We start from the raw sequence: 24463 nt of genomic DNA on the forward strand, positions 1-24463 counted from the left end.
GTGATACCATTCGAACATATCTTCGAATCGGTGAGGTGCCCATGTCGCTCGTCCAGGAGTACGTCGAGCTGTGGACCAGCGACGACGGGCGCCCCGTGCGACTCGTCTGGCGCGCCCGACGGTTCCGGGTGAGCGATACACCGACCACCCTCGTCGGCCCGTGCGACTGGTGGGCGCCGGTGGCCCGGCACGATGTGTCTCCCGGGCGTCCGCCGTTGCAGATCACCGGATGGCGCTTCCAGGCGAGTGCCGACGACGGCGAGACCCGTGTCTTCGATGTCCGCCGACGCGACGAAGATCGCTGGGAGCTCGTGCGCGTCTTCGACTGATCAGGCGTGCTCTGGGTCGCGATCCAGCTCGTCGTCGCCTGAGCCGGTCGCTGCGGCCCCCGCAGAGGGTGCTGCGGCAGCTGGCGACTGTGCCGGCGCAGCGGGACCCGCCGCTCCCCTGCCGAGCCACAGCATGAGCACCCCGCCGACGACGAGACCCCAGAATGCGGAGCCGATGCCGACGACGGCGACGCCCGACGCGGTGACGAGGAAGGTGCCGATCGCGGTGATGCGTTGGCGCGGGTCCTCGAGCGCGCCGGTCAGCGCGGTGACCATCGCCCCGAGCAGGGCGAGCCCGGCGACCGCCGTGATGATGATCGGGGGCGAGGCCTGCACGACGGCGGCGGCGAGCCCGGCGCCGGCGCCCAGCACGAGGTAGACGATGCCCGAGGTGAAGGTCGCCACCCAGCGCCGACGCGGATCGGGGTTCGACTCGGGGCTCGCCATGATCGCCGCCGTGATCGCTGCGAGGTTCAACGCGTGTCCGCCGGCGAACGCCGCGCCCACCGAGGCCACGCCCGAGGCGACCAGCACCGGCCTCGGCGCGAGCCGGTAGCCGAACGTCGACATCACGGCGAACCCGGGCACGTTCTGCCCGGCCATCGTCACGATGAAGAGCGGGAGGCCGAGGCTCACGATCACGAACGGGTCGAAGACCGGAGCGACGAACTGGAGCTGCGGCCGGACCGCCTCGCTCGCGAGCACGGCGGGGCCCGCCAACACGGCGATGCCGATCACCGCGACGAGCATCGCGGCCGGCACGGCCCAGCGCGGTGCGAGGCGTGCGAGGAGCAGCCAGACGAGCACCATCGGCACGGCGATCGCCGGCTGCTCGACGGCGGCGAACACGGGGGCCACGCAGATCGGGAAGAGGATGCCTGCGAGCATCGCGCTCGCAATGGGCTTCGGGATACTGGTGATCGCTCGTCCGAGGGCGGGCCAGAGCCCGGCGAGCACGATGAGCACGCCGCAGACGATGAACGCGCCGATCGCGGCGGCGAACTGCTGCGTCGTCGCCGCCGCGGCGACGAGGAGCGCCGCGCCGGGCGTCGACCAGGCGAACGAGACGGGCATGCGCGTCGCGAGCGGCAGCACGATGCAGAGCAGACCCGTCGCGATGCAGAGCGCGAAGAGACCGGATGCCGCCTGCGTCTCGGAGGCGCCCACTGCGATGAGGCCCGCGATCACCAGGGCGAAGGAGCTCGCGAATCCGGTGATGGCCGCGATGACGCCCGCGACGACGGTGTGGAAGATGGGCGGCGCTCGCTCTCGGCCGGGCTACGCCGACTTCTCGGTGCGGCGCTGCTTGGCGTGCGGCACGATCGTCGGCGCGGCGTTGTCGAGCACCGCCGCCTTCGTGACGACGACGCGGGCGACGCCGGTGGAGGACGGCACCTCGAACATGATCGGCCCGAGCACCTCCTCCATGATGGCTCGGAGCCCACGGGCGCCCGTCTGACGCAGCACCGCGAGATCGGCGATCGCCTGCAGCGCCTCCTCTTCGAAGTCGAGCTCGACGCCGTCGAGCTCGAACATGCGCTGGTACTGGCGCACGAGCGCGTTGCGCGGCACCGTGAGGATCTCCATGAGGGCATCCCGGTCGAGCGGCATGACCGTCGCGACGACCGGCAGACGACCGATGAACTCGGGGATGAGACCGTACTTGTGGAGGTCCTCGGGGAGCACCTCGCTGAAGATGTCGGCTTCCTCCTCCTTGTTGTGGAGTGGTGCGCCGAACCCGATCCCACGCTTGCCGGCACGCGAGGAGATGATGTCTTCGAGGCCGGCGAACGCGCCGGCCACGATGAACAGCACGTTCGTCGTGTCGATCTGGATGAACTCCTGATGCGGGTGCTTGCGGCCCCCCTGCGGCGGCACCGAGGCGACCGTGCCCTCGAGGATCTTGAGCAGCGCCTGCTGCACACCCTCGCCCGAGACGTCCCTCGTGATCGAGGGGTTCTCCGCTTTGCGGGCGATCTTGTCGATCTCGTCGATGTAGATGATGCCCGTCTCGGCGCGCTTGACGTCGAAGTCGGCAGCCTGGATGAGCTTCAGCAGGATGTTCTCGACGTCTTCACCGACGTAGCCGGCCTCGGTCAGCGCAGTCGCGTCAGCGACGGCGAACGGCACGTTGAGCTGCTTCGCGAGCGTCTGCGCGAGGTAGGTCTTGCCGCAACCCGTGGGGCCGATGAGCAGGATGTTGGACTTGGAGAGCTCGACGTCGTCTCTGGCGTCGGCCGAAGTCAGGGCGGTGCGGGCGCGCACGCGCTTGTAGTGGTTGTAGACCGCGACGGCGAGTGCCTTCTTCGCGGCCTCCTGGCCGATGACGTACTCCTCGAGGTAGCCGAAGATCTCCTTCGGCTTCGGCAGTTCGAACTCGCCGGCCTCGGTCTCGCCGGCCTCGGCGAGCCGTTCCTCGATGATCTCGTTGCAGAGCTCCACGCACTCGTCGCAGATGTAGACGCCGGGTCCGGCGATGAGCTGCTGCACCTGCTTCTGGCTCTTTCCGCAGAACGAGCACTTGAGCAGGTCGGCGCTCTCTCCGATGCGTGCCATCGAAACCCTCCCTGTCGACGAATCTGTTCCGAGCCTAGCCCGAGATCGGGCGGATCGAGGGTAGCGCGCGGGATTCGACACGCTCGGCCGTTCGCGGGTCGCGAACCGGGACGCTCAGTCGAGGAGATGTCGAAGGTAGCGCCGCGGATCGTCGAGGTACCCGCGCCAGTGCGTGACGAGTTCGAGGTCTTCCCAGGTGGTCTCGCGGATGCCCCACTCCCCCAGTTCGAGGATCGTCGCTCCCGGCACGGAGGCGAGCACCGGCGAGTGCGTCGCGCAGATGATCTGGGTGCCGCGTGCGACCATCCGGTCGAGGCCGGCGATCCATCCGAGGATCGAGGAGAACGAGAGCGCCGCTTCGGGCTCGTCGAGGCACACGAGTCCGGCGCGGTAGCGGGGATGGTTCAGCTTGTTGTCGAGCAGGTCGTTGAAGGACTCGCCGTGACTGAGCGAGTGCAGGTGCCGATCGGGGCTGTCGGGCAGCGCCTCGAGGTAGCTGTAGTAGCCGTGCATCGTCTCGGAACGGAGGAAGAACCCCCATCGCGGGGCCGACGGGCTGCGCTCGATGCGCAACCACTCCGCCAGCGGCGACTCGCTCGGTCGGGTCGTGGTGCCGCCGTTGGTGCTGCCGCCCTCGGGCGGCAGCCCGTAGGCCGTCGCGATGCCCTCGAGCAGGGTCGACTTGCCGCTGCCGTTCTCGCCCACGAGGAAGGTCAGCCCGGGAGCGAACTCGAGACCGCCGTCGCCGATCACCTGATCGATCGCGGGAATGCTCGCCGGCCATGCGACACGGTCTATCGCGGCATCCGGAGACAGCGAAACGCGGCGGATGGCGCGGCTGTCGTTCAGCCGGTCATCCGCCGCGTTCACGGTGCCGCGAGCTATCGCGTGATCGCCGGGAGGCTCTTGCGCGAGCTCAGCACCTGGTCGATGAGACCGTACTCGAGCGCCTCGGCCGCCGACAGGATCTTGTCGCGGTCGATGTCGGTGTGCACCTGCTCGGGCGTGCGGTTCGAGTGACGCGAGAGCGTCTCTTCGAGCCACGAGCGCATGCGCATGATCTCGGCGGCCTGGATCTCGATGTCGGACGCCTGGCCGTGACCCGCCTCGCCCATGGCGGGCTGGTGGATCAGCACGCGGGCGTTCGGCAGCGCGAGGCGCTTGCCGGGCGTGCCGGCGGCGGCGATCACGGCGGCCGCCGAGGCGGCCTGGCCGAGCACGACCGTCTGGATCTGCGGACGGATGTACTGCATCGTGTCGTAGATCGCGGTCATGGCCGTGAAGGAGCCACCGGGCGAGTTGATGTAGAGGATGATGTCGCGGTCGGGGTCCATCGACTCCAAGACGAGCAGCTGCGCCATGATGTCGTCGGCGGATGCGTCGTCGACCTGCACGCCGAGGAAGATGATGCGGTCCTCGAAGAGCTTGGCGTAGGGGTCTTGGCGCTTGTAGCCGTAGGCCGTGCGCTCCTCGAAGCTCGGCAGGATGTAGCGCGAGCCCGGTGCCTGGACGCCGTTGAAGGCGGTGCCACCGAAAGCAGGGATGTTCATTCGCTCGTTCTCTCTTCTCTCGAGTGCCTACGCCTGGGTTCCGCCGCCACCGGCGACGTCGAGCGCCGATTCGCGGATGTGGTCGACGAAGCCGTACTCGAGGGCCTCCTGCGCGTTGAACCAGCGGTCGCGGTCTCCGTCGGCGTTGATCTGCTCGACGGACTTGCCGGTCTGCGCCGCGGTGATCTCGGCGAGCCGCTTCTTCATGTCGAGGATGAGCTGCGCCTGCGTCTGGATGTCGCTCGCGGTGCCGCCGAAGCCGCCGTGCGGCTGGTGCAGCAGCACGCGGGCGTTGGGCGTGATGTACCGCTTGCCCTTGGTGCCGGCCGTCAGGAGCAGCTGTCCCATGGAGGCGGCCATGCCGATGCCGACGGTGACGATGTCGTTCGGCACGAACTGCATGGTGTCGTAGATCGCCATGCCCGCCGTGATCGAGCCACCGGGCGAGTTCACGTAGAGGTAGATGTCTTTCTTGGCATCTTCAGCGGCGAGCAGCAGCAGCTTCGCCGCGATCTCGTTCGCGTTGTCGTCGCGCACCTCGGAGCCAAGCCAGATGATGCGGTCCTTCAGCAGTCGATCGAAAACACCGGTGCCTGGTGTCGGTTCGGCCATGTGTCGCTCCGTTTCCGTTGTCGCGTTCACTCGAATCTATCCGGTGCAACGCGCGTGAACGGGGCTGTTCGCCCTAGGCGGATGCCGCGAGCTCCGCAGCGTATGCGGCGAGCGACACCCGGTACCGCGGCAGGTGCGGTGCGAGGGCTGCGAGGGCCTCGGATGCCGCGAGCCGTGCGTCGCCCGCATCGACCCGCGCGAGGGCGCGGAACGCGACCACGGCGTCGCGCAGCTCGCCCGCCTCGGGCTCGATCTCGTCGAGCAGTGCGACGGACTCGAGCGGACGCCCCAGGTTGCGGATCGTCGAAGCGAGCTGCACGTGAGCCTGCACGCGTTCGGAGCCCGTGAGCCCGCCCGCGATGGCCTGCCGGTACAGCGGCTCCGCTTCGGCCTCGAGACCTGCCGAGTCGCGTGCACCAGCCCGCTCGAACAGCGCGAGCGGGTCCCCAGCCGGCCGCTCGCCCGCGAGGGCGTCGATGCGGCGGATCACCTCTGCGTCGCCGAGTTCGTCGGCCGACGCCCAGACGGCGTCGACTCGCTGCTGCCATTCCTCGTTCGAGCTCATTCGCATCTCTCTGGCCTCCGTCTCGTCCCGCGATGTTCTGCGGCGTGGAGGACGTGCGCCACGCGTCCTCCACGGCGCAGACCGTCGTCGGAACGTTTCCAATACAGGAAAGGGCCGGGCGAAATCGCCCGGCCCCTCCTGTCGAATCCTGCTCGATTACTCGGCGTCGGACTTCTTGGTCGCGCGCTTCTTCGGCGCGGGCTTCTCAGCGGCGTCGGCTGCCTCGTCGGCGGCGGCGGCCTTCTTCGGCGCGCGCTTCTTCGGCGCGGGCTTCTCGGCGGCTTCGGCCTCTTCGACGATCTCTTCGGCCTCGTCGACGACCTCTGCCTCGGCCTCAGCCTCAGCACCGGCGACGGCGGTGAACTCGGAGAGGTCGACGGGCTTGCCCGCGGCATCCGACACCTTCGCCTTGCCGAGCGCGATCGCGAGCGCCTTGTTGCGCGCGACCTCGCCGACCATGGCGGGGATCTGGCCGTTCTGGCTGAGGATCTGCACGAACTCGTTGGGGTCCATGCCGTACTGGGCTGCGCCCTGCACGAGGTACTGGGTCAACTCGTCCTGGCTGACCTGCACCTTCTCGGCCTCGGCGATCGTGTCGAGCAGGATCTGCGTCTTGAACGCCTTCTCGCTCGACTCGGCGACCTCTGCGCGGTGCTCGTCGTCTTCGAGGCGGTTCTCGTTCTCGAGGTGACGGTGCACCTCGTCGTCGATGACGGCCTGCGCGACGGGAACCTCGACGAGCTCGAGGAGCTTGTCGACGAGGAGGTCGCGGGCCTGGCTGCCTTGACCGAACGACTTGTTGCGAGCGACCTGCTCATTGAGGCTGTCGGTCAGCTCGGCGAGCGTGTCGAACTCGCTCGCGATCTGCGCGAAGTCGTCGTCGGCTGCGGGGAGCTCGCGCTCCTTGACCGCGGAGACGGTGACGGTGATCTCGGCGGTCTCGCCCTCGTGGTCGCCGCCCAGGAGCTTCGACGCGAAGGTGGTGGTCTCGCCCGCGGAGAGCGTGTCGAGGGCCTCGTCGATGCCCTCGATCAGGTCGCCCGAGCCGAGCTCGTAGGAGATGCCGCTGGCCGTGTCGACCTCGGCGTCCTCGATCTTGGCGACGAGGTCGAGGGTCACGAAGTCGCCGGTCTTGGCGGGGCGGTCGACCGTGATGAGCGTGCCGAAGCGGCTGCGCAGGCGGTCGAGCTCTTCGGCGACCTCGTCATCGGCGACCTCGACGGAGTCGACCGTGAGCTCGAGGCCGTCGTAGGCGGGCAGCTCGATCTCGGGGCGCACGTCGACCTCGATCGCGAGCAGCAGGTCGCCCGTGAAGTCCTTGTCGCTGGGCCACTCGACGATGTCGGCCTCGGGCCGGCCGAGGGGGCGCAGTTCGTGCTCGGCGACGGCGGCGCGGTAGAAGCCGTCGAGGCCCTCGTTGACGGCGTGCTCGAGCACGGCGCCCTTGCCGACGCGCTGGTCGACGATGGGCGGCGGCACCTTGCCCTTGCGGAAACCGGGCACGTTGATCTGCTCGGCGATGTGCTCGTACGCGTGGGCGATGCTGGGCTTCAGCTCCTCGGGCGTCACCGAGATGGTGAGCTTGGCGCGAGTGGGGCTCAGCTTCTCAACCGAAGTGGTCGGCATGTGGAAGTTCTCCTGTTGTGTGGAAGTTCGTGTCGAGTCGTGGAACTCGTCGGGGCGACAGGATTCGAACCTGCGACCTCCCGCTCCCAAAGCGGGCGCTCTACCAAGCTGAGCTACGCCCCGAGTCGCGACTCAACTCGTCGATTCAACCGCGCGGGCATGCGAAAGCATGCGTCAGACGGATGGACCCCGGAAAGTCTACTGCACAGCGTGAGGCGCCCGTTGTGCATCCCGGGTTCCGACCCCCGAACACGACTTGTGGAGGATCCCCCGCAGCCGCCCTCGACCATGGCAGAGTGTGGCCATGCCTGAGCGCCCCGCCGATGCCCGCGACGTCCGACGCTGGCCGTCCGGCCCATTGCAACTGATCGACACCACGCTCTGCCCCTCGTGCTTCACGGCGCTGCAGGGAGCGGTGTGCGGCACCTGCGGGCTCGACCTCTCGGTGCCCGCCGCGGTCGACCTGCTGAATGCGGGTCGCGCCGTGCACGATCGGGAGATCGAACGGCAGACGCTCATCACCGCTATGCGTGCGGCGCAGTCGGCACGCGTTCGTCAGGTGGCGGCGTCGAGTGCGACGGATGCCGCGGCACAGGCCGGCCCGACGGCGGGCTCGCCCGCTGCGATCCCTGTCGCGGTCGCACCGATTCTCTCCGTGCCCGTGCCCGCATCGGCTCCGGTGCCGGCGCCGGTCGCCCAGCCGTTGCCCGTCGCCGCTCCCGCCGCTGCGGCCTCGGCCGCACCTCCGGCTGCGGGTGCGCCTGCAGCCCCATCTGCGCCTGCGGCCGCCCCTCGCTCCGGTCGCTCGGGCGTGCAGGTGCTGCTCCTGACGCTCGGCGTCGTGCTCATCTCGATCACGGCGATCGTCTTCCTCTTCGTCGCCTACCTCGTCGCGACCCTCGAGGTGCGTTCGATCATCATCGCCGTCGCGAGCGTCGCCGTGCTCGGCGTCGCCTGGCTGCTCCGGGCCCGCCGCCTTCCGGGCACGGCAGAGGGCGTGGCATCCGTCGCCATCGTGCTGCTGCTGCTCGACGTGTGGATCGTGCGTGCCAACATGCTGTTCGGCACCGAGACCGTCAGCACGTCGGCGTACCTCGGCGGCGCCCTGCTCGTCGTCGCGGCGGTGCTCGCGGGTGTGCGGGCGGCGAGCGGCATCCGCGTCACGGGATTCGCCGCGGCGGCCTTCGCACCCGTCGGCGTGTTCCTCCTCGCCAGTGACACGGCACCCGACGGCCAACTCAGCACCCCGTTCTGGGTCGCGTTCCTCGCCGTCTCGCTCCTCGGCTCGCTCGCGGTGCTCCTTCCCGCCATGGTCGAGCGCACGATCGTGATGACGGCGGGCTTCATCGCCGGGGCGCTCGCGCTGCTTCCCGCCTACTGGGCGCTGCCCGAGGTGCCGTGGAGTCAACTGTGGTGGTACCTCGCAGTGGCGGGCGCGTGGCTGGTCGCACTCGTCGCGGTGCGCCTGCGACCCGGCGTGTCGGCCATCTGGGGCCGGATCGCGGCCCCGGTGTTCGGGCTCAGCCTCGCCCTCGCCCCGACTCTGGCGATCTTCCGCGAACTCGACAGCGAGGTCGCACTCTGGCTCGCGCCGGCGGCGGCGGGTGTCGTGGCCGCCGCGTTCGCCGCGGGCACGCGCCTCGGAGCCGCTGCTGCACGCGATTCGTTCGCCGCGTGCATTGCGGCACTCGCGGTCGCCGCGTGCGCGGTGCTGTCCAGCGTGGTCCTGTACCTCGGTACCGTCTGGACGCGGCTGGCGGGAAGCGTACCGCCGTGGAACCTCGAGGTCAGCGAGCCGCTGCCGCCCGCCGTCCCCGATCACGACCTCACCACGGTGCTCGTGCCGGTGGTCGTCGGCGTCGGCGCGCTCGTCGTCTCCGTGCTCCTGCGCCGCGGCCGGGCATTGGCCGCGATCCCGACCGCCGCCGCGTTCGCGAGCGGCATCGCCCTCGCCTGCGTCGCACCGGGCCCCGCGATCGCCGTGGCTGTGCTCCTCGTGCTCGCCGGCGGGGCGCTCGCGCTCGCAGCCGTCCGGCATCGCCTCGCAGTTCCGGCCCTCCTCCCAACCCTCGCTGTGGGCGGCGTCGCCAGCGCCGGGCTCGCCTGGTGGGTGGGGTACTCCAGCGCCATGGTGTGGCCGTGGGTCGCGGCACTCGTCATCGTGCTCGCCGTCGCCGGTCGCATGCTCGCGTCGCGGGTCTGGCCCGCCGCCGCAGCGCCGGTGGTGGGCGCGGCGCATCTCGCGATCGCCTCGACGCTCTTCGTCTTCGCCGTGTTCTCCATCCCGTTCTGGCTGGCGCCCGACGACGTGCGACTGGTCGAGCCGTGGATGTGGCTCGCCGTCGTCTCCTCGGTGGTCCTCGTCTTCGCCGCGGTCGTGCGCTTCGGCAGCACGATCGACCGGGTGTGCACGGTGACACCGCTGTTCGCGGCATCCGTCATCTCGATCTGGGCGCTCGCCTTCGAGACGGATGCCTCGTGGCGCTGGGTGCCCGCGACCGCCCTCGTCATCGCCGGGGTGCTGTGGGTGCGGCTCGGGGCGCCCGAGGGGCTGCGGATCGCGTTCGCGGCGGTGACCCCGCTCGCACTCGGATTCATCTCCGCGGTCGTCATCGACGAGGCGTTCGGCGCGGAGTTCGTCGGCATCGGCATCGCGGGCTCCGCGTTGCTCGCCGCCGCGCTCGCCCATGTCGTGCCGCTGCGCACGGGCCGCTCGCGTCTCGTCTGGGCCGTCTCCGCCGGCGTCGTCGGCGCGTTCGCACTCGTCGCCGGCGCCACCGGTTCTTTCGGCGCCGGCGACGTCTGGGTCGTGCTCCTCCTGCTGACCCCGGTGCCGATCGTGCTCGCCGCGCTCGCGGGCGATCCCATCGGCGGCGAATCGCCCAGCCGCCACCTCGGATGGCTGAGCCTCGCGCTCGGCGTCGCGACGGTCTGGGCGTGGCTCTCGGAAGACCGTGCCGGCGGCCCGGTCGACGTCGAGGCCTACACGCTGCCGCTCGCCGCCGCCCTCGCCCTGGCGGGCGCCTTGATCACCTGGCGGCGCACCAGCGGGAGCGCCCCCGCGCAGGGACGCACCGCCCTGTTCGCGACCGCTGCGGCGATCGCGGTGCTCCCGAGCATCGGCACGGCCGGCGACGCCGAGCTGCGTGCACTCCTGCTCGTCTCGATCGGCATCGTCGTCGCGATCGCCGCGGTCTTCCTCCCCGAACTCGCACGCGGGGTGCCCGTGCGACTCCTCGGCGTGCTCACGGGCTGGGTCGCCTTCACCGGTGCTGGTCTCATTCGCGGGGCCGCCGTCGCCACCGAGGTCGCCGACAGCGTGCTCATCGTCGAGTTCTGGCCGCTCATCGCTCTCGCGGCGGGCGTGACGATCGCGGTGATGTGGGCGCGCACTACGTCTCGGCCGCTCTGGCTGGCAGAGGCGCTGCTCGCGGCATCCGTCACCCTCGCCGCCGTGCCGACCCTGCTCGAGATCGTCGACGGCGAGGCCGCCCTGGCGCGCGCGGCCGCGCTCTTCACGGCGCTCGCACTCGCGCACATCGCCTCCGCCGCGACCTCGGCGCGCCCGGCGGCGGGCCCGATCTTCGGATGGACGACGCTCGGCGTACTCGTCATGGGCGGCACGATCGCCCTCGCATCGGCCCAGGTCGACCCGTTCGACCTCGTCACCGCCGCCGTCGGAATCGCCCTCATCGGCGCCGGGTGGTTCCGCATGCGCCGCTCCCCCGAGCTCGGCAGCTGGCCGGCGCTCGGCCCCGGCCTCGCCGTGCTGCTCGTTCCGCCGCTCTTCGCCGACTTCACCGATCCCCAGCTCTGGCGAATCGTGACGCTCGGCATCGTCGCGGTCGTCGTGCTCGTCGTCGGCGCCGTGCGCCGGCTCCAGGCACCGCTGCTGCTCGGCGGTGCCGTCCTGCTCGTGCACGCGCTCGTGCAGCTCTGGCCGTGGATCACGGACCTCTACGAGGCCGTGTGGTGGTGGCTGTGGCTCGGCATCGCCGGCGTGCTGCTCGTCGTGCTCGCGGCGACGTACGAGCGCCAGCTGCGGCTCGCTCGCGGCACCATCCGCTCGATCGCGGCCCTACGTTAGGCCGAGGACCCGGCGCGCGTCACAAGACGGGGGTCATCGTGTACTACGATGATCCAGTGCCCGCGAGCGGGTACGCGGGGATGTAGCTCAATGGTAGAGCCTCAGTCTTCCAAACTGATCACGCGGGTTCGATTCCCGTCATCCCCTCCACAGAGCCACCGCTCCCGCCGCGGTGCACCCCGATCACCGGCACCGCACCGCCCGGACTTCTTCCGGAACAGACCCGATGACCATCGACAGCGACGGCGAACACGTGCACGGCGCCACGTGTCAACCCCAGTTCAGCCCAGCCTTCCCTTCCTTGAAATATGTGAGCACCCGCGTAGCGTTGAACCCGACATACGTTCAGGGAAGGTGGACCACATGACCGACACGAAGACTGCTCCCAAGACCCCGAAGGCCGGCGCGAACGCCGATGTCGCATCGGGCGTCGCCCAGTTCCTCACCCCCGTCGTGCAGGAGCTCGTCGCCCTCGCCGTCAACGGCAAGCAGGCGCACTGGCACGTGCGCGGCGTGAACTTCATCGCGGTGCACGAACTGCTCGACGTGGTCGTGGCGCACGCGCAGGAGTGGGCCGACCTCGCCGCCGAGCGAGTCGTCGCACTGGGCCTGCCCGTCGACGGACGCCTGAAGTCGGTCGCCGACAAGAGCGGCGCCGCGAACCCCAAGCTCGGGTTCCAGCCGTACGACGAGGCGATCGCCGACGTCGTCGCCCAGATCGATCTCGCGGCCGAGAAGGTCGCCGAGGCGATCGAGGGTCTCGACGAGCTCGACCCGGTGAGCCAGGACGTCGTGATCGAGATCCGCCGCGGCCTCGACAAGGACCGCTGGTTCCTCTTCTCCCACGTCGCCGTGAAGTAGCACGCGATGGCGGGCTGACGGGCCCGGGTGCAGAATGCCGGTATGACGGCGGATGCACCCGGGCCCGTTTCGTCTTCGGCGGATGCCGCGGGCGCCAGTTCGGCCGCGGCATCCGACCCGCCCTTGACCGATGCCCAGAAGTCGCTGCGCGCGCAGATGCTGGCCACCGAGCACTGGAGCCTGCTCGCGTCGCGGTCGACGACGCAGAGCGAGGTGCTCACCCGCATCGCGATCTTCCTCACGCTCGTCTCTGCGGGGCTCGTGACGCTCGGAGTGCTCGGCAACGCGACGGAGTTCCGCGGATGGTTCGGGATCGCCGCGCTCGGCGTGCTGGTGCTGCTCGTGCTGCTCGGGGTCATCACGCAGTTCCGCGTGTTCAACACCGCGACCAAAGACCTCGCCTACGTGCTCGCGATGAACCGGCTGCGCGGCGCCTACCTCGACCTCGACCCGGGCATCGAACGGTACTTCCTCATGGGCACGACCGACGACGAGGCCGGTATCGGCCAGACCTACTACCCGTTCGCCGCGCGCGACCGCACGCAGGTCTTCGCGAGTTCGGCGATGGTGATGCTCGTCGTGAACACCGCACTCGTCGGCCTCCTCACCGGTGCGCTGGTCTACGCATTCACCGCGTCGGTGGGGTGGTCGGTCGCCGCCGGCGCGATCCTCGCGGTGGTCTCGTTCCTCTTCTGGATGTTCCGCGGCTACCGCAGCTACCTGGAGGTGCTGCGCACACACGTGCCGCTGCGGCGCAGCCCGACGAATTGACGCGGGTTCCTCAGCGCTGCAACCAGGTGAGCACCGCGAGCACGCGTCGGTGGTCGGTGCCCGAGTCCTCGAGGCCGAGCTTCTGGAAGATCGACGTGACGTTCTTCTCCACGGCGCCGACGCCGATGAAGAGCTCCTTCGCGATGCCGGCGTTCGTGCGGCCCTCTGCCATGAGCGTCATGACCTCGCGCTCGCGGGGCGTCAACGTCTCGAGGGGGTCGCTGCGGCGGGCGAGCAGTTCGCGAACGACCTGCGGGTCGAGCACGGTGCCGCCCTGGCTCACCCGCTCGACGGCGTCTTCGAGTTCGTCGAGCGAGGCGACGCGGTCTTTCAGCAGGTAGCCCATGCCGCCCTCGCCCGAGGAGAGCAGCTCGTGGGCGTACGTGCCCTCGACGTACTGGCTGAGCAGGAGCACCCCGACCTTCGGCATGCGGCGCCGCAGCTCGATCGCCGCGCGCACCCCCTCGTCGCGGAAGGTCGGCGGCATGCGCACGTCGAGGATCGCGAGGTCGGGCAGGGTCTCGTCGAGCGCAGCGAGCAGCGAATCGGCCTCGCCGTAGGCGGCGACCGTCTCGAAACCGGCCTCGTCGAAGAGCCGGACGAGCCCCTCGCGGAGCAGCACCGAATCTTCGGCGAGCACGATGCGGAGCGGGGCGCGATCGGTCATGCCCCCACACTATCGGCGGGCGAGCGGATGCCTCGTGGCCGCGTGGGCCACGAGGCATCCGCGGCTCGATGTCAGCTCAGGGGCGCCGTCTCGCCCGCAGCGAGCGGTACGAACGGGATATGCGCCCCGATCGTCGTCGGGCCGCCGACGGGGCTGTCGACGACGAGCATGCCGCGCAGGCCCTGCACGCGCTCCTCGAGGCCGGCGAGGCCGTGCCCGGCGGTGAGCGCTGCGCCACCGCGGCCGTTGTCGGTCACCCAGAGGTCGATCCAGTGCCCCGTCGCGCCCGTGTCCCGCGTCGAGACCGTCAGGCGGATGCCGCTCGCCTCGGCGTGCTTCACGGCGTTGGTGAGCAGTTCGGCGGCGACGAAGTAGGCGTTGCGCTCGATCGAGGCGGGCAACGTGGCATCCGCCGGCAGTTCGATCTCGACCGTGACCGGGATCGGGCTGCGCGCCGCGACCGACTGCAGGGCGACGGCGAGACCGCGGTCCTGCAGGATCGGCGGGGCGAATCCGCGCGAGAGCGCGCGCAGCTCCTCGAGGGTCTCGCGGGCCTGCTCACGGGCCTCGCCGAGGAGTTCGCGTGCCGCATCGGGATCGCGTTCGAGCTTGCGCTCGATCGCGGCGAGATCCATCTGCAGGCGCACGAGCCGCTGCTGCGGGCCGTCGTGGATGTCGCGCTCGAGGCGGCGGAGCGACGCGTCTTCGGCCTGCACTGCGGCGCCGCGTGACGCGTCGAGCTGTGCGACCTCGCGCTCGAGGGCCTCGGAGCGCCAGGAACCGAGCACGCCGCGCGCGATGACGTCGTGCAGCAGGGTGAGGCCCCGGAACACGAACGGCAGGGTGGCGAGGAAGATCAGGCCGACGACGAACTCGAAGGCCGCTTCGCCGATGCGGGGGTCGACGCTCAGCGTGTTGCCCGGGAACAGCCAGTCGACGACGACGTCGTAGAGCCAGAAGTCCTGGTCGCCGCGACCGTCGGGAATGTACCGCTGCCAGATCCAGCCGGTCGTGCCGCCGAGGGCGACCGACGTCCACGCGACCGTGAGACTCCACGAGACGATGCTGACGATCGGGTTGATCACCATGCCGTGCAGCAGGTACAGCCAGTAGTGGCCGTCGATGAACGGCACGAACATCGTGCGCCAGAAGCCCTGCTCGCGGTTGTCGCGGTTCCAGATCGGGCGGGTGATCTCGCGGCGGCCCGCCCAGCGCAGCCGCACGAGCTCGAGCGTGCCGAAGCCGCGGGCGATGAAGAGCGACGCGACGACGATGAAGATGCCGAAGATCAGTGCGATCAGGCCGAGACCGGTGAAGAACGTGGTCGCGAGCACGACGAGACCGGTGATCGCGATCGGCATCGTGAGGATGAGGAAGGCGAACTCGCGAGGCACCTTGGCCCAGAGCGACCAGTAGCTTCGGCGCTTCGGCGCGGCATCCGCGCTCGCGGCCGACGCGGATGTCGGCGGCGTGGCTGCGATGGTGGTGTCAGTGCTCATGGTGGGTTCCTTCAGTCATCGTGGCATGCTGACCGGGCTCGACGACGGCGAACTGGCCCATCATCCCCTGATCCTCGTGCCAGAGCAGGTGGCAGTGATACATGTACGGCGTGTCGGAGTCGGCGTAGTCCTCGAAGCGCATCAGCAGTTCGTACTTCTTCTCGGGCTCGGTGAAGATCGTGTCCTTCCAGCCCGCGAGCTCGGGCGGCGGCGCTGCGCCGTCGATCGACGCGACGCGGAACTGCACGTCATGCACGTGGAAGCTGTGCGGCAGCGACGTCGCGTTGTCGACGATCCATCGTTCGAGGGTGTCGACGGTCACGGTCTCGTCGATGCGACCCATGTCCATCGCCTCACCGTTGATCTCGAAGCTGTCGTTCAGCGTGAACGTGCGGGTGGTCGCGACGTCGGCCACGTCGAAGTCGTCGATGGTGTTGAGGGCGGCGGGCACCGGCGATGCCGGGTCGAGTTGCTCCGCGGCCCGCACCTCGAGCACGTCGAACGCGTCGCTGCCGCCGTTGGTGTCGGCGACCGGCCCGACGAGTGCCGCGATCTCGGGGGTCATCTTCGACTGCAGCACGACGCGCTCACCGGGCGAGACCCGCAGCAGCACCTCGGCGCGTTCACCGGGCGACAGCCGCACGTGGTCGAGCGAGACGGATGCCTCGAGCAGCCCACCGTCGGTCGCGATGAGTTCCACAGGGCGCGCATCGCTCCACGTGAAGGCGTATGTGCGCGCGGTCGAGGCGTTCAGCAACCGCAGGCGCACGAGCTCGTCGGAGACGTCGAGGTATGGGCCGCGGGTGCCGTTGACGATGAGTTCGTCGCCGAGGCCGCCGGCGTAGCCGCGTTGCTTCGACTCCTGCTCGCCTTCTGCCGAGAAGCCCGTATCCTGCACGATGACGGGCACGTCGTCGACGCCGTACTCCGACGGCAGGCCGAGGGAGCGCTCTCGCTCGTCGTGCAGGATGAACATGCCCGCGAGTCCCCTCGCGACATGGTCCTCGGTCTCGCCATGCGGGTGCGGGTGGTACCAGAGGGTCGCGGCCGGCTGGTCGATGTCCCACTCGGGCGACCACGAGGCATCCGGTGCCACCATCTGGTGCGGGCCGCCGTCCATCTCGGCGGGCAGGTGCATGCCGTGCCAGTGCACGGTCGTCGGCTCCTCGAGGGAGTTCGCGACGTCGACACGTACGTGCTCGCCGCGCTCGGCGACGAGCGTCGGGCCGAGGTAGCTGCCGTTGAAGCCCCAAGTGGTGCTGGGCTCCCCCGCGGTGAACTCAGTCGTGCCCGCCTGGGCGTCGAGCGCGAACACTCGCGTGCCGTCGGCGTCGACGGAGGACTCGGCGAGCGGCGGGATCGCGAGCGGCGTCTCGAAGTCGACCTTGCCGACCGTCGAGATCGGTCCGGGTCCGACGACGCCGCATCCGGCGAAGGCGATCGCCACGAGTCCGCCCGCGGCGACCGCGGCGAGCGCGGTGCCGAGCACGGCGCGGGGGCGACGGAGTGGTGGAGGTCGAAGGCGTGTTCCTGGCATGGTTCAAGCCTCGCGACGGTCGCGAACCCGACACAGCCGGTACGCAGCCGAATCGGGGCGGGGGTTTTCCCCCCGTGTCGCATCGGTCCTGCGTGGTCAGCCCCGCCGGCGCCCTGCGCGCTCCGCGAACTCGTCGAGCGCAACGAGCACCTCGTCGGCGCGCCAGACCTGGCCCATCTTGTACTCGGCCTTCTGCTTCAGGACACCGAGCTCGGTGAGCCGTCGCAGATGCGGATAGATGTTCGTGGTGCCGATGCCGAGATCCGCGGACGCCGAGGCCGCGGTGAAGACCGGCTGTCGGGCCGCGTAGTCGAGCACCTTCTCGAGTTGCGACCCGGTTCGCGGCCTCACGGTCTCTCGCCACCCCGTGGTCGTGTCGCGCAGCTGGGCGATGAGCGTTCGGGCGTTCCTGATGGCGTCGTCGCTGGCGATGGCCATCTGCTCGACGATGGGTTGGACCTCGCCGGCTCGATAGGCGGTCAGCGCATCGTGGTACGCGCTCACGTCAGTGAGGAGTCCGGCGGAGACCGGGACGGTGACGGAGCGGGTGATGTCCTTGCCTCGGAGCATGGACTGCACGAGCGCGCGGCCCGTGCGACCGTTGCCGTCGGTGAAGGGGTGGATGGTCTCGAACTGGGCGTGCGCGACGGCGACCTGGGCGAGCACCGGGAGGTCGTCCCGACGCGCGAACGCCATGACGTCCTCCATGAGTGCGCTCACTCGTTCGTATCGTGGGGCGACGAACGCGGCGCCGACGGGGCTGCGCGCACTCGTGCCGATCCACACGGGCTCGGTGCGCCACTGTCCGGGCGTGTGCTTCGTGCCGTCCATGAGCACTTCGTGCATCTTCTGCACGGAAGCGGGCGTGAGCTCGTCGGCGAGCGCGAGGGCGGACTGCATCGCCCGCGTGTTGCCCACGATCTCCGTCGCATTTCGCTTGCTCGTATCGCCGATCTCGGCGGTCAGGATGGCACGGGCGCTGGCGGAGAGGTGTTCGATCTGCGACGACGCAGCGGCTTCGGAGCGCAGCAGCAACGGCGCGAACCCCGTCATCTCATCGTTCAGGGACGCGTCGAAGCGAATCAGCTCGTTCTCGGCCGCCCGCGCGAGTGCGGCGGTTCGAGGGCTCAGCTGCAGTGCACGCTCGGCGATGAGCGGCGGCACCGCAGCGTCGTAGGTCTGTGGTCTCGGGTCGAAGCGATCGAGCGCGGATGCCTCGGCGTAGCGGCTCTCCCAATCGAGCGTCTCTGCACCGATGGCCGGCCAGGCGTCACGTGCACTCATGGCTCTCCTCGAGCGGCTTCACAACCCGCTCCGCCCATTTTATGAGAAAACGGTGAAATTCATAAGAGCAAGCGAATGTTTTATGAACTGCCCGCGTCGAACGAGTGGGTGGAGCTCCCGGCGAGCAGGGTCGCTGCGACCGGCATGGTTCGCAATTCGTCGACGGATGCCGCGTACGGGTCGAGTTCGATCACGGCGAGGTCGGCGCGCATCCCCGTGCGCACGGAGGCTCCCTGCCCGCCCGTCGACGCGGTGAGCGCGACGCGCACCTCGAGCGCCTGCTCGGGATGCCACGGCTCTCGCCCGTCGCGGGCACGACCGACTGCGGCGGCGATCGCCACCCACGGGTCGAGCGGCGCCACGGGTGCGTCGGAGCCGAGGGCGAGCTCGACTCCGGCCGCCGCGAGGTCGGCGAGCATGAACGCCCGGTCGGTGCGCCCGGCCCAGTACCGGTCGGCGACGTCGCGGTCATCCATGGCATGCTCGGGCTGCACGCTCGCGACGATGCCGAGCCGTGGGAAGCGGGCGATGTCGTCACGGCGCAGGAGTTGCGCATGCTCGATCGAGCCGGTGCATCCGACCGCTTCGAACGCATCGAGCACGCGGGCGTTGGCCTGATCGCCGATGGCGTGCACGGCCGGAGTGATGCCCGACTCGTGCGCGCGGCGCATGAGGGGCACGAGCTCGTCGTACGGCACTGTCGCGAGGCCGTAGGGGTGCTCTTCGGCCCCGAGCCCGGGGTACGGGTCGAAGCACCACGCCGTGCGAGTGTTGAGCGAACCGTCGGTGATGACCTTGTAGCCACCCACCGTGAGGAGTCCCGAGGTGCCCGGCACTTCGTCCCCCGTGCGGAGCCCCTCGGCGATGGCGCGATCGAGGTGCTGCGTGTAGATGCCGAACGTCACGCGCAGGGCGTCGAGTCCCCCGGTGACCCGGCGCACCCAGTCGTCGCGGTTCCAGCGCATCTCGTACTCGGTCACCCCGACCACGCCCCGGCGGGACGCCTGACCCGCGGCATCGGCGACCCAGCCGTCGAGCACGTCATCGGCGACGTCGTCGATCTCGCGCACGAGCCGGAAGCAGTCGTCTTCGCGGAGCACTCCGCTCGTGCCCGCGAGGTCGCCCACGCCGTGTCGGCGCAGGGCAGCCGAGTTCAGCCAGCAGGCATGCAGGTCGGCTGCGACGAGCACGACGGGCACGTCGCCGGAGACGGCGTCGAGCACGGCGCGAGTCGGGGCCTCGGCCCAGAGCCCGTCGCGATAGCCGAAGCCGATCACCTCGAGGTCGCCGCGGTCGACGGATGCCGCGACGAGCGACGCCACGGCCGCCGCCGATTCCGCACCGGCGAGATCGAGGCGGCGCGAGACCATGGCCCACTGGGAGAAGTGCACATGGCGGTCGTACAGCCCCGGCACGACGAAGCGGCCATCGAGTTCGAGACGACGGATGACGCTGGGCGATGTCTCCCCCTGCATCCCTCCCGGTGCCTCTCCGTGCGGGACCACCGCGACGACGCGGCCATGGGCGAGGTGCAGGTCGACGAGCCCCTCGGCGCCCGGCAGACGCGCACCGGCGAGGATGAGGGGCTCAGCGGCATCCACTGGGCTGGTCGAAGCGCCGTCGACGATCGCGTCGCTCATGCCGTGGCCGCTCGCATCTCGTCGTGCGTACGGCGCATCTCCGCGGCGAGCGCGGCGCTCGCGTACGGGCCGCCGCCCTCGAGCTCGCCGATGATGCGCTCGACGGTCTCCGCCGGCTTGTTCTGACTCATCTTGTTCTTCGCGACGAATCGCGTGATCGGGATGCGGAGGCCGACGGTCCCCGCGGCGATGCGGTCGGCGTACTCGGCGTTCGCCGCGGTGCCGCGCATGCGCCGGGGCTCGGGCATCTCGTCTTCGAAGTGATCGACGAGCGCTTCGAGCACCCGGAGGTTCTCGGAGCCCGAGAGCAGTTCGGGGGTGCCGTACATGTGGGCGGAGACGAAGTTCCAGGTCGGCACGGCGGGCTTCGCGTCGTACCAGCCGGGCGAGATGTAGCCGTGCGGACCCTGCGCGATGACCATGACCTCGTGTCGACCGAGTTCGTGCACCGTCTCATCGGGGCGACCGACGTGGGTGAGCAGTGCGATGCCGTCTGCGGTCTCGTCGAGCAGCACGGGGTAGTGCGAGGCGACGAGGACCGAGGCATCCGTCATGCTCACGATGGTCATCCACGGATGCTCTCGCACGAGGCGCTTCACGCCGTCCTCGCTCGCGAGGGTGAAGCTCGGATTCTGACGCATGCGGCTCCTTGGTCTCGATACGCTCCGCTACCCGACCGGCGACGGACGGTTCATGCCTGGCAGTAGGGGCACCAGTAGAGCTTGCGGGCGCCCATCTCCTCAAGCGCGATGTTGGTGCCGCAGACCCGGCAGGGCAGGCCCTCGCGCTTGTACACCCAGTGGCGGTCGTCGCGGCTGGCCATCGCGGCGCGGTAGGCCTCGGGGTCGAGGTCGTCCATGGTCACCATCTGCCCGGTCTCGACACCGATGCGCAGGAGCTTCGCCCAGTCGCGCCACAGGTGGCGCACGTGCTCCTCGGGCACGAGCTTGCCCGGCGTGTGCGGGTTCTGCTTGGCACGGAAGAGGAGCTCCGCCCGATACACGTTGCCGATGCCCGCGACCACGTTCTGGTCCATGAGCAGCAGGCCGATCGGGGTGGCCTTCTTCAAGATCGTGCGGGTGAAGCGCTCTTCGGCCTCTGGGCCGACATCGAGCAGCGGGTCGGGGCCGAGGCGGCCGACGACGGCCTCGACCTGGGCGGGGTCGAGCACCTCGCAGGCGGTCGGGCCGCGCAGGTCGGCGCAGATCGTGTCGGTGAGGAGCCGCACCCGCACCTGTCCGATGGGCTCGGGCGGGAAGGTGTCGAGGCCGTTGCCGTCCTTCTCCTTCTCGGACTCCGACATGCGAAGGCGCGTCTTGCGCGGCGCGCCGATCGACTGCAGCGAGTTCTCACCGGCCGAGTCGAAGACCACGGCGTCGGGGTTCGGCGCATCGAGGAAGGTGCCGCGCTGGTTGGTGTGGCCCATACGGCCGTTCGCCGAGGCGATCGTGGCGTCCATCAGGATCTCGCCGGCGAAGTCCCACGCGCCGTACATGCCGAGGTGCACGCGCAGCCAGACGTCGCCCTCGAAGCCGAGGAACATCTGCTTGCCCACGGCCCGGGCATCGGTCATGCGGCGACCGTCGATCTCGGCGGCCCCGGCGGCGAACCGGCCCTGCGGGCTCGAGGCGCGCACGACGTGCCCGACGAAGTTGCGCTCGAACTGCCGGGTGATGCGGTGGACGGAATGACCCTCGGGCACCCGACTACTCCGCCGGTGCCTCGACGTCGACGCCCTTGCCGGCGATGTCGCCCGTCGTCTCGTACTCGGCGAGCTGGGCGATGCGGCGCACGTGGCGCTCGTCACCCGAGAAGGGCTCGGCGATGAAGGCGTCGATGTAGCGGATCGCCTCCTGCACGGTGTGCTGGCGGGCGCCGATCGAGATGACGTTGGCGTCGTTGTGCTCGCGCGCGAGCATCGCGGTGTCCATGCTCCACACGAGGGCGGCGCGGATGCCGCGCACCTTGTTGGCCGCGATCTGCTCGCCGTTGCCGGAACCGCCGAACACCACGCCGAGTGCGCGAACGCCTGCGGCCTGGTCGCGGGCGACGCCGAGCGCCGCGTTGATGCAGAACGCCGGGTAGTCGTCGAGGGCGTCGTACTCCGCCGGGCCGTGGTCGACGACCTCGTGACCGCCGTTGGTCAGGTGATCGACGAGCGTGCGGCTGAATTCGAGGCCGGCGTGGTCGGTCGCGATGTGGATGCGCATGCGCCAAGTCTAGGGATTCGGCGCCCACGTGAGCGCACGCCCGTGCGGCTGCGCCCAGGCCCGTTGCACCCCGTCGACGGCGAGCACGAGGTCGCTGCTCTCGTTCGGCACATCGTCGCGCACGCGGATGCCTCGGACGACATTGCGCCCCTCGACCGAGAGCCAGTGCCCGGGCAGCGCGCCGACCTGCCGCACGAAGGCGTCACGGCCCGCCTCGTCGAGGTACATCAGCACGGCCGTGTGGAAGACGACGAGCGTGGCATCGGAGGGAGCGGATGCGGCGAGCGCGGCGAGTCGCTCGTTGAGGTCGCCGCTGACGAGCGTGGGCGGGGTGCGGGCGGCGATCTCGGCGGCGGCACGCAGCCGGGCCCGTCGATCGTCGTGCTCGGGCCACACCAGCGCGTCGAGCCAGTCGACGTCGGCCTGCGAGCGCACGTCGAGCGGGTGCAGGTCGATGCCCGCGCGCCAGACGACGTCTGGCATGGCAGTCGGCACGGGCGCCGGCACGTCGCCGCGCAGGGAGCAGTCGAGCACCACCGGGCTCGGGCCGGTGACCGGGTCCAGTTGCGCGGTGCCGGTATACGCGTGGCCCGAGTACCGGTAGCTGTACTGGTCGGGGTAGAGGCAGAGGCCCGCGGATGCCCCTACCTCGAGCAGCGCGATCGGCCCCTCGATGCCGCCGAGCACGGGCAGGTGAAGGGCGCACCGGGCCGCCTCGTTGGTCTGCGTCGCGTGGGTCAGCGCGACCCCCCGCACCTCGCTCCAGTGGGCTGAGAGCCACTCGGCGAAGACCGCGTACGTCCCGCTCGGTGCGCCGAGCAGGCGCGCTGCCGAGAAGACGAGGTTCGGCTGGCGCTTCTGCGGCGGCAACTCGTCGATGAGCGCGAGCACCGCGGCATCCGTCGCGACGCCCGCCGCCCAGGCCTCATAGGTGGCGGACATGGCGCGCGCCTCGACCTCGGCGAACGCGCGATACCGGTCGGCGGTCGACGCGGAGGCATCGGTGCTGGTGCTCATGGCCGTCACGCTACTCCGGCGCGCGGTGGTCTCGACGCGCTCCTGGCATCGCTGCTCGACGAACGGAAGCGGCACACAGGTGATCACGGGGTGCCCGCCCGTAGAATCGGGGGATGCCCTCCGACGACTCCGCCTCCGTCAGCGCGCCCACGATCGACGCGCGCGATCTCGAGACGACGCTGCGGGTGCTCGCCACGCTCAGCGAGCTCGACCAGGACGACCCCGACTTCGAGACCGTCCGCCACGCGACCGCGAAGATGTTCAAGGCCGTCAAGGTCGCCCGCCGGCTCGCGAAGCGGCGCGTCATCCAGGACGCCGATCGCGCCGTCATCGCGGCGACCGCGACCGGTGCGCCGACGCGCATCGACGACGAGACCCGGGGCGCCGACCTCGTGAGCGGCACCGACGCACGCACCGCGGGTGAACTGCAGGTCGCCCGCCCCTGCTACATCTGCAAGCAGCGCTACACCCTCGTCGACGCGTTCTACCACCAGCTCTGCCCGACTTGCGCAGCCATGAGCCACGCGAAGCGCGATGCCCGCACCGACCTCACCGGCAAGCGGGCCCTCCTCACCGGCGGCCGCGCGAAGATCGGCATGTACATCGCGCTGCGGCTGCTGCGCGACGGCGCGCACACCACGATCACGACCCGGTTCCCGCGCGACGCCGCCCGCCGGTTCGCCGCCATGCCCGACGCGGGCGACTGGCTGCACCGCCTGAGGATCGTCGGCATCGACCTGCGCGACCCCGCCCAGGTCATCGCCCTCGCCGACGACGTCGCCGCCCAGGGCTCGCTCGACATCCTCATCAACAACGCAGCCCAGACCGTGCGCCGCTCCCCCGGTTCGTACTCGCCGCTCGTCGAGGCCGAGTCGTCGCCGCTGCCCGACGGCCCGATGCCCGAGCTCGTGAGCTTCGGCCACACGAACGACGCGCACCCGCTCGCGCTCGCCGACTCGGTATCGAGCCACCCGGTGCTCACCTCGGGTCTCTTCGCGGGCACGATGACGGCCGACGACCTCACGGCGCTCGCACTCGCACCCGGATCGAGCTCGCTCGCGAAGCTCGCCGACCGCACCGCGATCGACGCCGGCGGCCTCGTGCCCGACCTGCACCACGAGAACAGCTGGAGCGCTGTCGTGCAAGACGTCGACCCCCTCGAGATGCTCGAGGTGCAGCTCTGCAACACGACGGCGCCGTTCATCCTCGTGAGCCGTCTGCGCGCATCGCTCGCCGCGTCGACCGCTCGTCGCACGTACATCGTGAACGTCTCGGCGATGGAGGGCCAGTTCGGTCGCGGCTACAAGGGCCCGGGGCATCCGCACACCAACATGGCGAAGGCCGCCATGAACATGCTGACGCGCACGAGCGCGAAGGAGATGCTCGACGACGGCATCCTCATGACGAGCGTCGACACGGGCTGGATCACCGACGAGCGCCCGCACCCCACGAAGGTGCGGCTCGCCGAGGAGGGCTTCCACGCGCCGCTCGACCTCGTCGACGGTGCCGCTCGTGTCTACGACCCCATCGTGCGCGGCGAAGCAGGCGAAGACGTGACCGGCGTGTTCCTGAAGGACTACTCGCGCGCCGACTGGTGAGGAGCCTGCGGCGTCGCATCCGCTGCGCCGCGATGGCCGTGCGTCCGTGACCGC

21 protein-coding genes and 2 tRNA genes are annotated in these 24463 nt (G+C 70.2%); 6 read left to right on the top strand and 17 right to left on the bottom strand.

The window, feature by feature from the left end; all coding sequences use genetic code 11:
• Positions 1 to 41: 41 nt before the first annotated feature.
• Positions 42 to 329: a hypothetical protein gene (locus ESP57_RS02840; RefSeq protein ID WP_056009403.1), complete on the top strand. Its 288-nt coding sequence runs from the start codon at positions 42 to 44 to the stop codon at positions 327 to 329.
• On the opposite strand, the gene ESP57_RS02845 is transcribed toward ESP57_RS02840, so the two are convergent.
• From ESP57_RS02845 to ESP57_RS02880, 8 genes are all read right to left on the bottom strand, one after another.
• Entirely contained in the window at positions 330 to 1517 is a 1188-nt protein-coding gene (locus tag ESP57_RS02845; protein ID WP_243648376.1) for a benzoate/H(+) symporter BenE family transporter, read from the bottom strand. It abuts the gene before it with no gap.
• Positions 1518 to 1607: 90 nt separating this feature from the next.
• Positions 1608 to 2885: an ATP-dependent Clp protease ATP-binding subunit ClpX gene (gene clpX / locus ESP57_RS02850; RefSeq protein WP_056009405.1), complete on the bottom strand. Its 1278-nt coding sequence runs from the start codon at positions 2883 to 2885 to the stop codon at positions 1608 to 1610.
• 114 nt (positions 2886 to 2999) lie between these two features.
• Entirely contained in the window at positions 3000 to 3755 is a 756-nt protein-coding gene (locus ESP57_RS02855; protein ID WP_115957719.1) for an AAA family ATPase, read from the bottom strand.
• Positions 3756 to 3766: 11 nt separating this feature from the next.
• Positions 3767 to 4435, bottom strand: coding sequence for an ATP-dependent Clp protease proteolytic subunit (locus ESP57_RS02860; RefSeq protein WP_056009407.1), 669 nt, complete (start codon positions 4433 to 4435; stop codon positions 3767 to 3769).
• A gap of 27 nt (positions 4436 to 4462) precedes the next feature.
• Positions 4463 to 5047 (bottom strand): ATP-dependent Clp protease proteolytic subunit, encoded by a 585-nt coding sequence (locus ESP57_RS02865; protein WP_056009411.1) that lies wholly within the window; start codon positions 5045 to 5047, stop codon positions 4463 to 4465.
• A gap of 73 nt (positions 5048 to 5120) precedes the next feature.
• Entirely contained in the window at positions 5121 to 5612 is a 492-nt protein-coding gene (locus tag ESP57_RS02870; RefSeq protein ID WP_129230480.1) for a tetratricopeptide repeat protein, read from the bottom strand.
• 156 nt (positions 5613 to 5768) lie between these two features.
• Complete coding sequence (gene tig, locus ESP57_RS02875) at positions 5769 to 7238, bottom strand: trigger factor (RefSeq protein WP_129230481.1); 1470 nt, start codon at positions 7236 to 7238, stop codon at positions 5769 to 5771.
• 49 nt (positions 7239 to 7287) lie between these two features.
• A tRNA-Pro gene (locus ESP57_RS02880) sits at positions 7288 to 7361 on the bottom strand.
• Positions 7362 to 7542: 181 nt separating this feature from the next.
• Here ESP57_RS02880 and ESP57_RS02885 point away from each other — a divergent pair.
• The 4 genes from ESP57_RS02885 to ESP57_RS02900 all read left to right on the top strand — a co-directional run bounded on the left by ESP57_RS02885 (position 7543) and on the right by ESP57_RS02900 (position 12957).
• On the top strand, positions 7543 to 11325 hold the full coding sequence (locus ESP57_RS02885; RefSeq protein WP_129230482.1) for an SCO7613 C-terminal domain-containing membrane protein: 3783 nt from the start codon (positions 7543 to 7545) through the stop codon (positions 11323 to 11325).
• 76 nt (positions 11326 to 11401) lie between these two features.
• A tRNA-Gly gene (locus ESP57_RS02890) sits at positions 11402 to 11475 on the top strand.
• Positions 11476 to 11688: 213 nt separating this feature from the next.
• A complete protein-coding gene (locus ESP57_RS02895; protein ID WP_056009419.1) occupies positions 11689 to 12186 on the top strand; it encodes a Dps family protein in 498 nt (165 codons plus the stop codon).
• 42 nt (positions 12187 to 12228) lie between these two features.
• Positions 12229 to 12957 carry a hypothetical protein gene (locus tag ESP57_RS02900; RefSeq protein WP_129230483.1) on the top strand — a complete coding sequence of 243 codons (729 nt, stop codon included), beginning with the start codon at positions 12229 to 12231 and terminating at the stop codon, positions 12955 to 12957.
• Positions 12958 to 12967: 10 nt separating this feature from the next.
• On the opposite strand, the gene ESP57_RS02905 is transcribed toward ESP57_RS02900, so the two are convergent.
• The 9 genes from ESP57_RS02905 to ESP57_RS02945 all read right to left on the bottom strand — a co-directional run bounded on the left by ESP57_RS02905 (position 12968) and on the right by ESP57_RS02945 (position 22811).
• On the bottom strand, positions 12968 to 13624 hold the full coding sequence (locus ESP57_RS02905; RefSeq protein WP_129230484.1) for a response regulator transcription factor: 657 nt from the start codon (positions 13622 to 13624) through the stop codon (positions 12968 to 12970).
• Between the two features lie 71 nt (positions 13625 to 13695).
• Positions 13696 to 15123, bottom strand: coding sequence for a sensor histidine kinase (locus ESP57_RS02910; RefSeq protein WP_129230485.1), 1428 nt, complete (start codon positions 15121 to 15123; stop codon positions 13696 to 13698).
• On the bottom strand, positions 15113 to 16660 hold the full coding sequence (locus ESP57_RS02915) for a multicopper oxidase family protein (protein ID WP_129230486.1): 1548 nt from the start codon (positions 16658 to 16660) through the stop codon (positions 15113 to 15115). The genes ESP57_RS02910 and ESP57_RS02915 overlap by 11 nt, the downstream gene beginning before the upstream one ends.
• Positions 16661 to 16756: 96 nt before the next feature.
• The gene (locus tag ESP57_RS02920; protein WP_129230487.1) at positions 16757 to 17944 is read right to left on the bottom strand and encodes a Fic family protein; all 1188 of its coding nucleotides are present in this window, start codon (positions 17942 to 17944) and stop codon (positions 16757 to 16759) included.
• 80 nt (positions 17945 to 18024) lie between these two features.
• The gene (locus ESP57_RS02925; protein ID WP_129230488.1) at positions 18025 to 19584 is read right to left on the bottom strand and encodes an amidohydrolase; all 1560 of its coding nucleotides are present in this window, start codon (positions 19582 to 19584) and stop codon (positions 18025 to 18027) included.
• A complete protein-coding gene (locus ESP57_RS02930) occupies positions 19581 to 20225 on the bottom strand; it encodes an FMN-binding negative transcriptional regulator (RefSeq protein ID WP_129230489.1) in 645 nt (214 codons plus the stop codon). The genes ESP57_RS02925 and ESP57_RS02930 overlap by 4 nt, the downstream gene beginning before the upstream one ends.
• 50 nt (positions 20226 to 20275) lie before the next feature.
• The gene (locus tag ESP57_RS02935) at positions 20276 to 21286 is read right to left on the bottom strand and encodes an Fpg/Nei family DNA glycosylase (RefSeq protein ID WP_129230490.1); all 1011 of its coding nucleotides are present in this window, start codon (positions 21284 to 21286) and stop codon (positions 20276 to 20278) included.
• Between the two features lie 4 nt (positions 21287 to 21290).
• A complete protein-coding gene (locus ESP57_RS02940) occupies positions 21291 to 21794 on the bottom strand; it encodes a ribose-5-phosphate isomerase (RefSeq protein WP_129230491.1) in 504 nt (167 codons plus the stop codon).
• 9 nt (positions 21795 to 21803) lie between these two features.
• Positions 21804 to 22811: a DUF2332 domain-containing protein gene (locus ESP57_RS02945; protein WP_243648377.1), complete on the bottom strand. Its 1008-nt coding sequence runs from the start codon at positions 22809 to 22811 to the stop codon at positions 21804 to 21806.
• A gap of 113 nt (positions 22812 to 22924) precedes the next feature.
• On the opposite strand from ESP57_RS02945, the gene ESP57_RS02950 reads away from it, so the two are divergent.
• Positions 22925 to 24409 (top strand): SDR family oxidoreductase, encoded by a 1485-nt coding sequence (locus ESP57_RS02950; RefSeq protein WP_129230493.1) that lies wholly within the window; start codon positions 22925 to 22927, stop codon positions 24407 to 24409.
• The last annotated feature ends 54 nt before the right edge of the window (positions 24410 to 24463 follow it).

It is taken from the genome of Agromyces fucosus (assembly GCF_004134865.1).
Classification (GTDB): domain Bacteria; phylum Actinomycetota; class Actinomycetes; order Actinomycetales; family Microbacteriaceae; genus Agromyces; species Agromyces fucosus.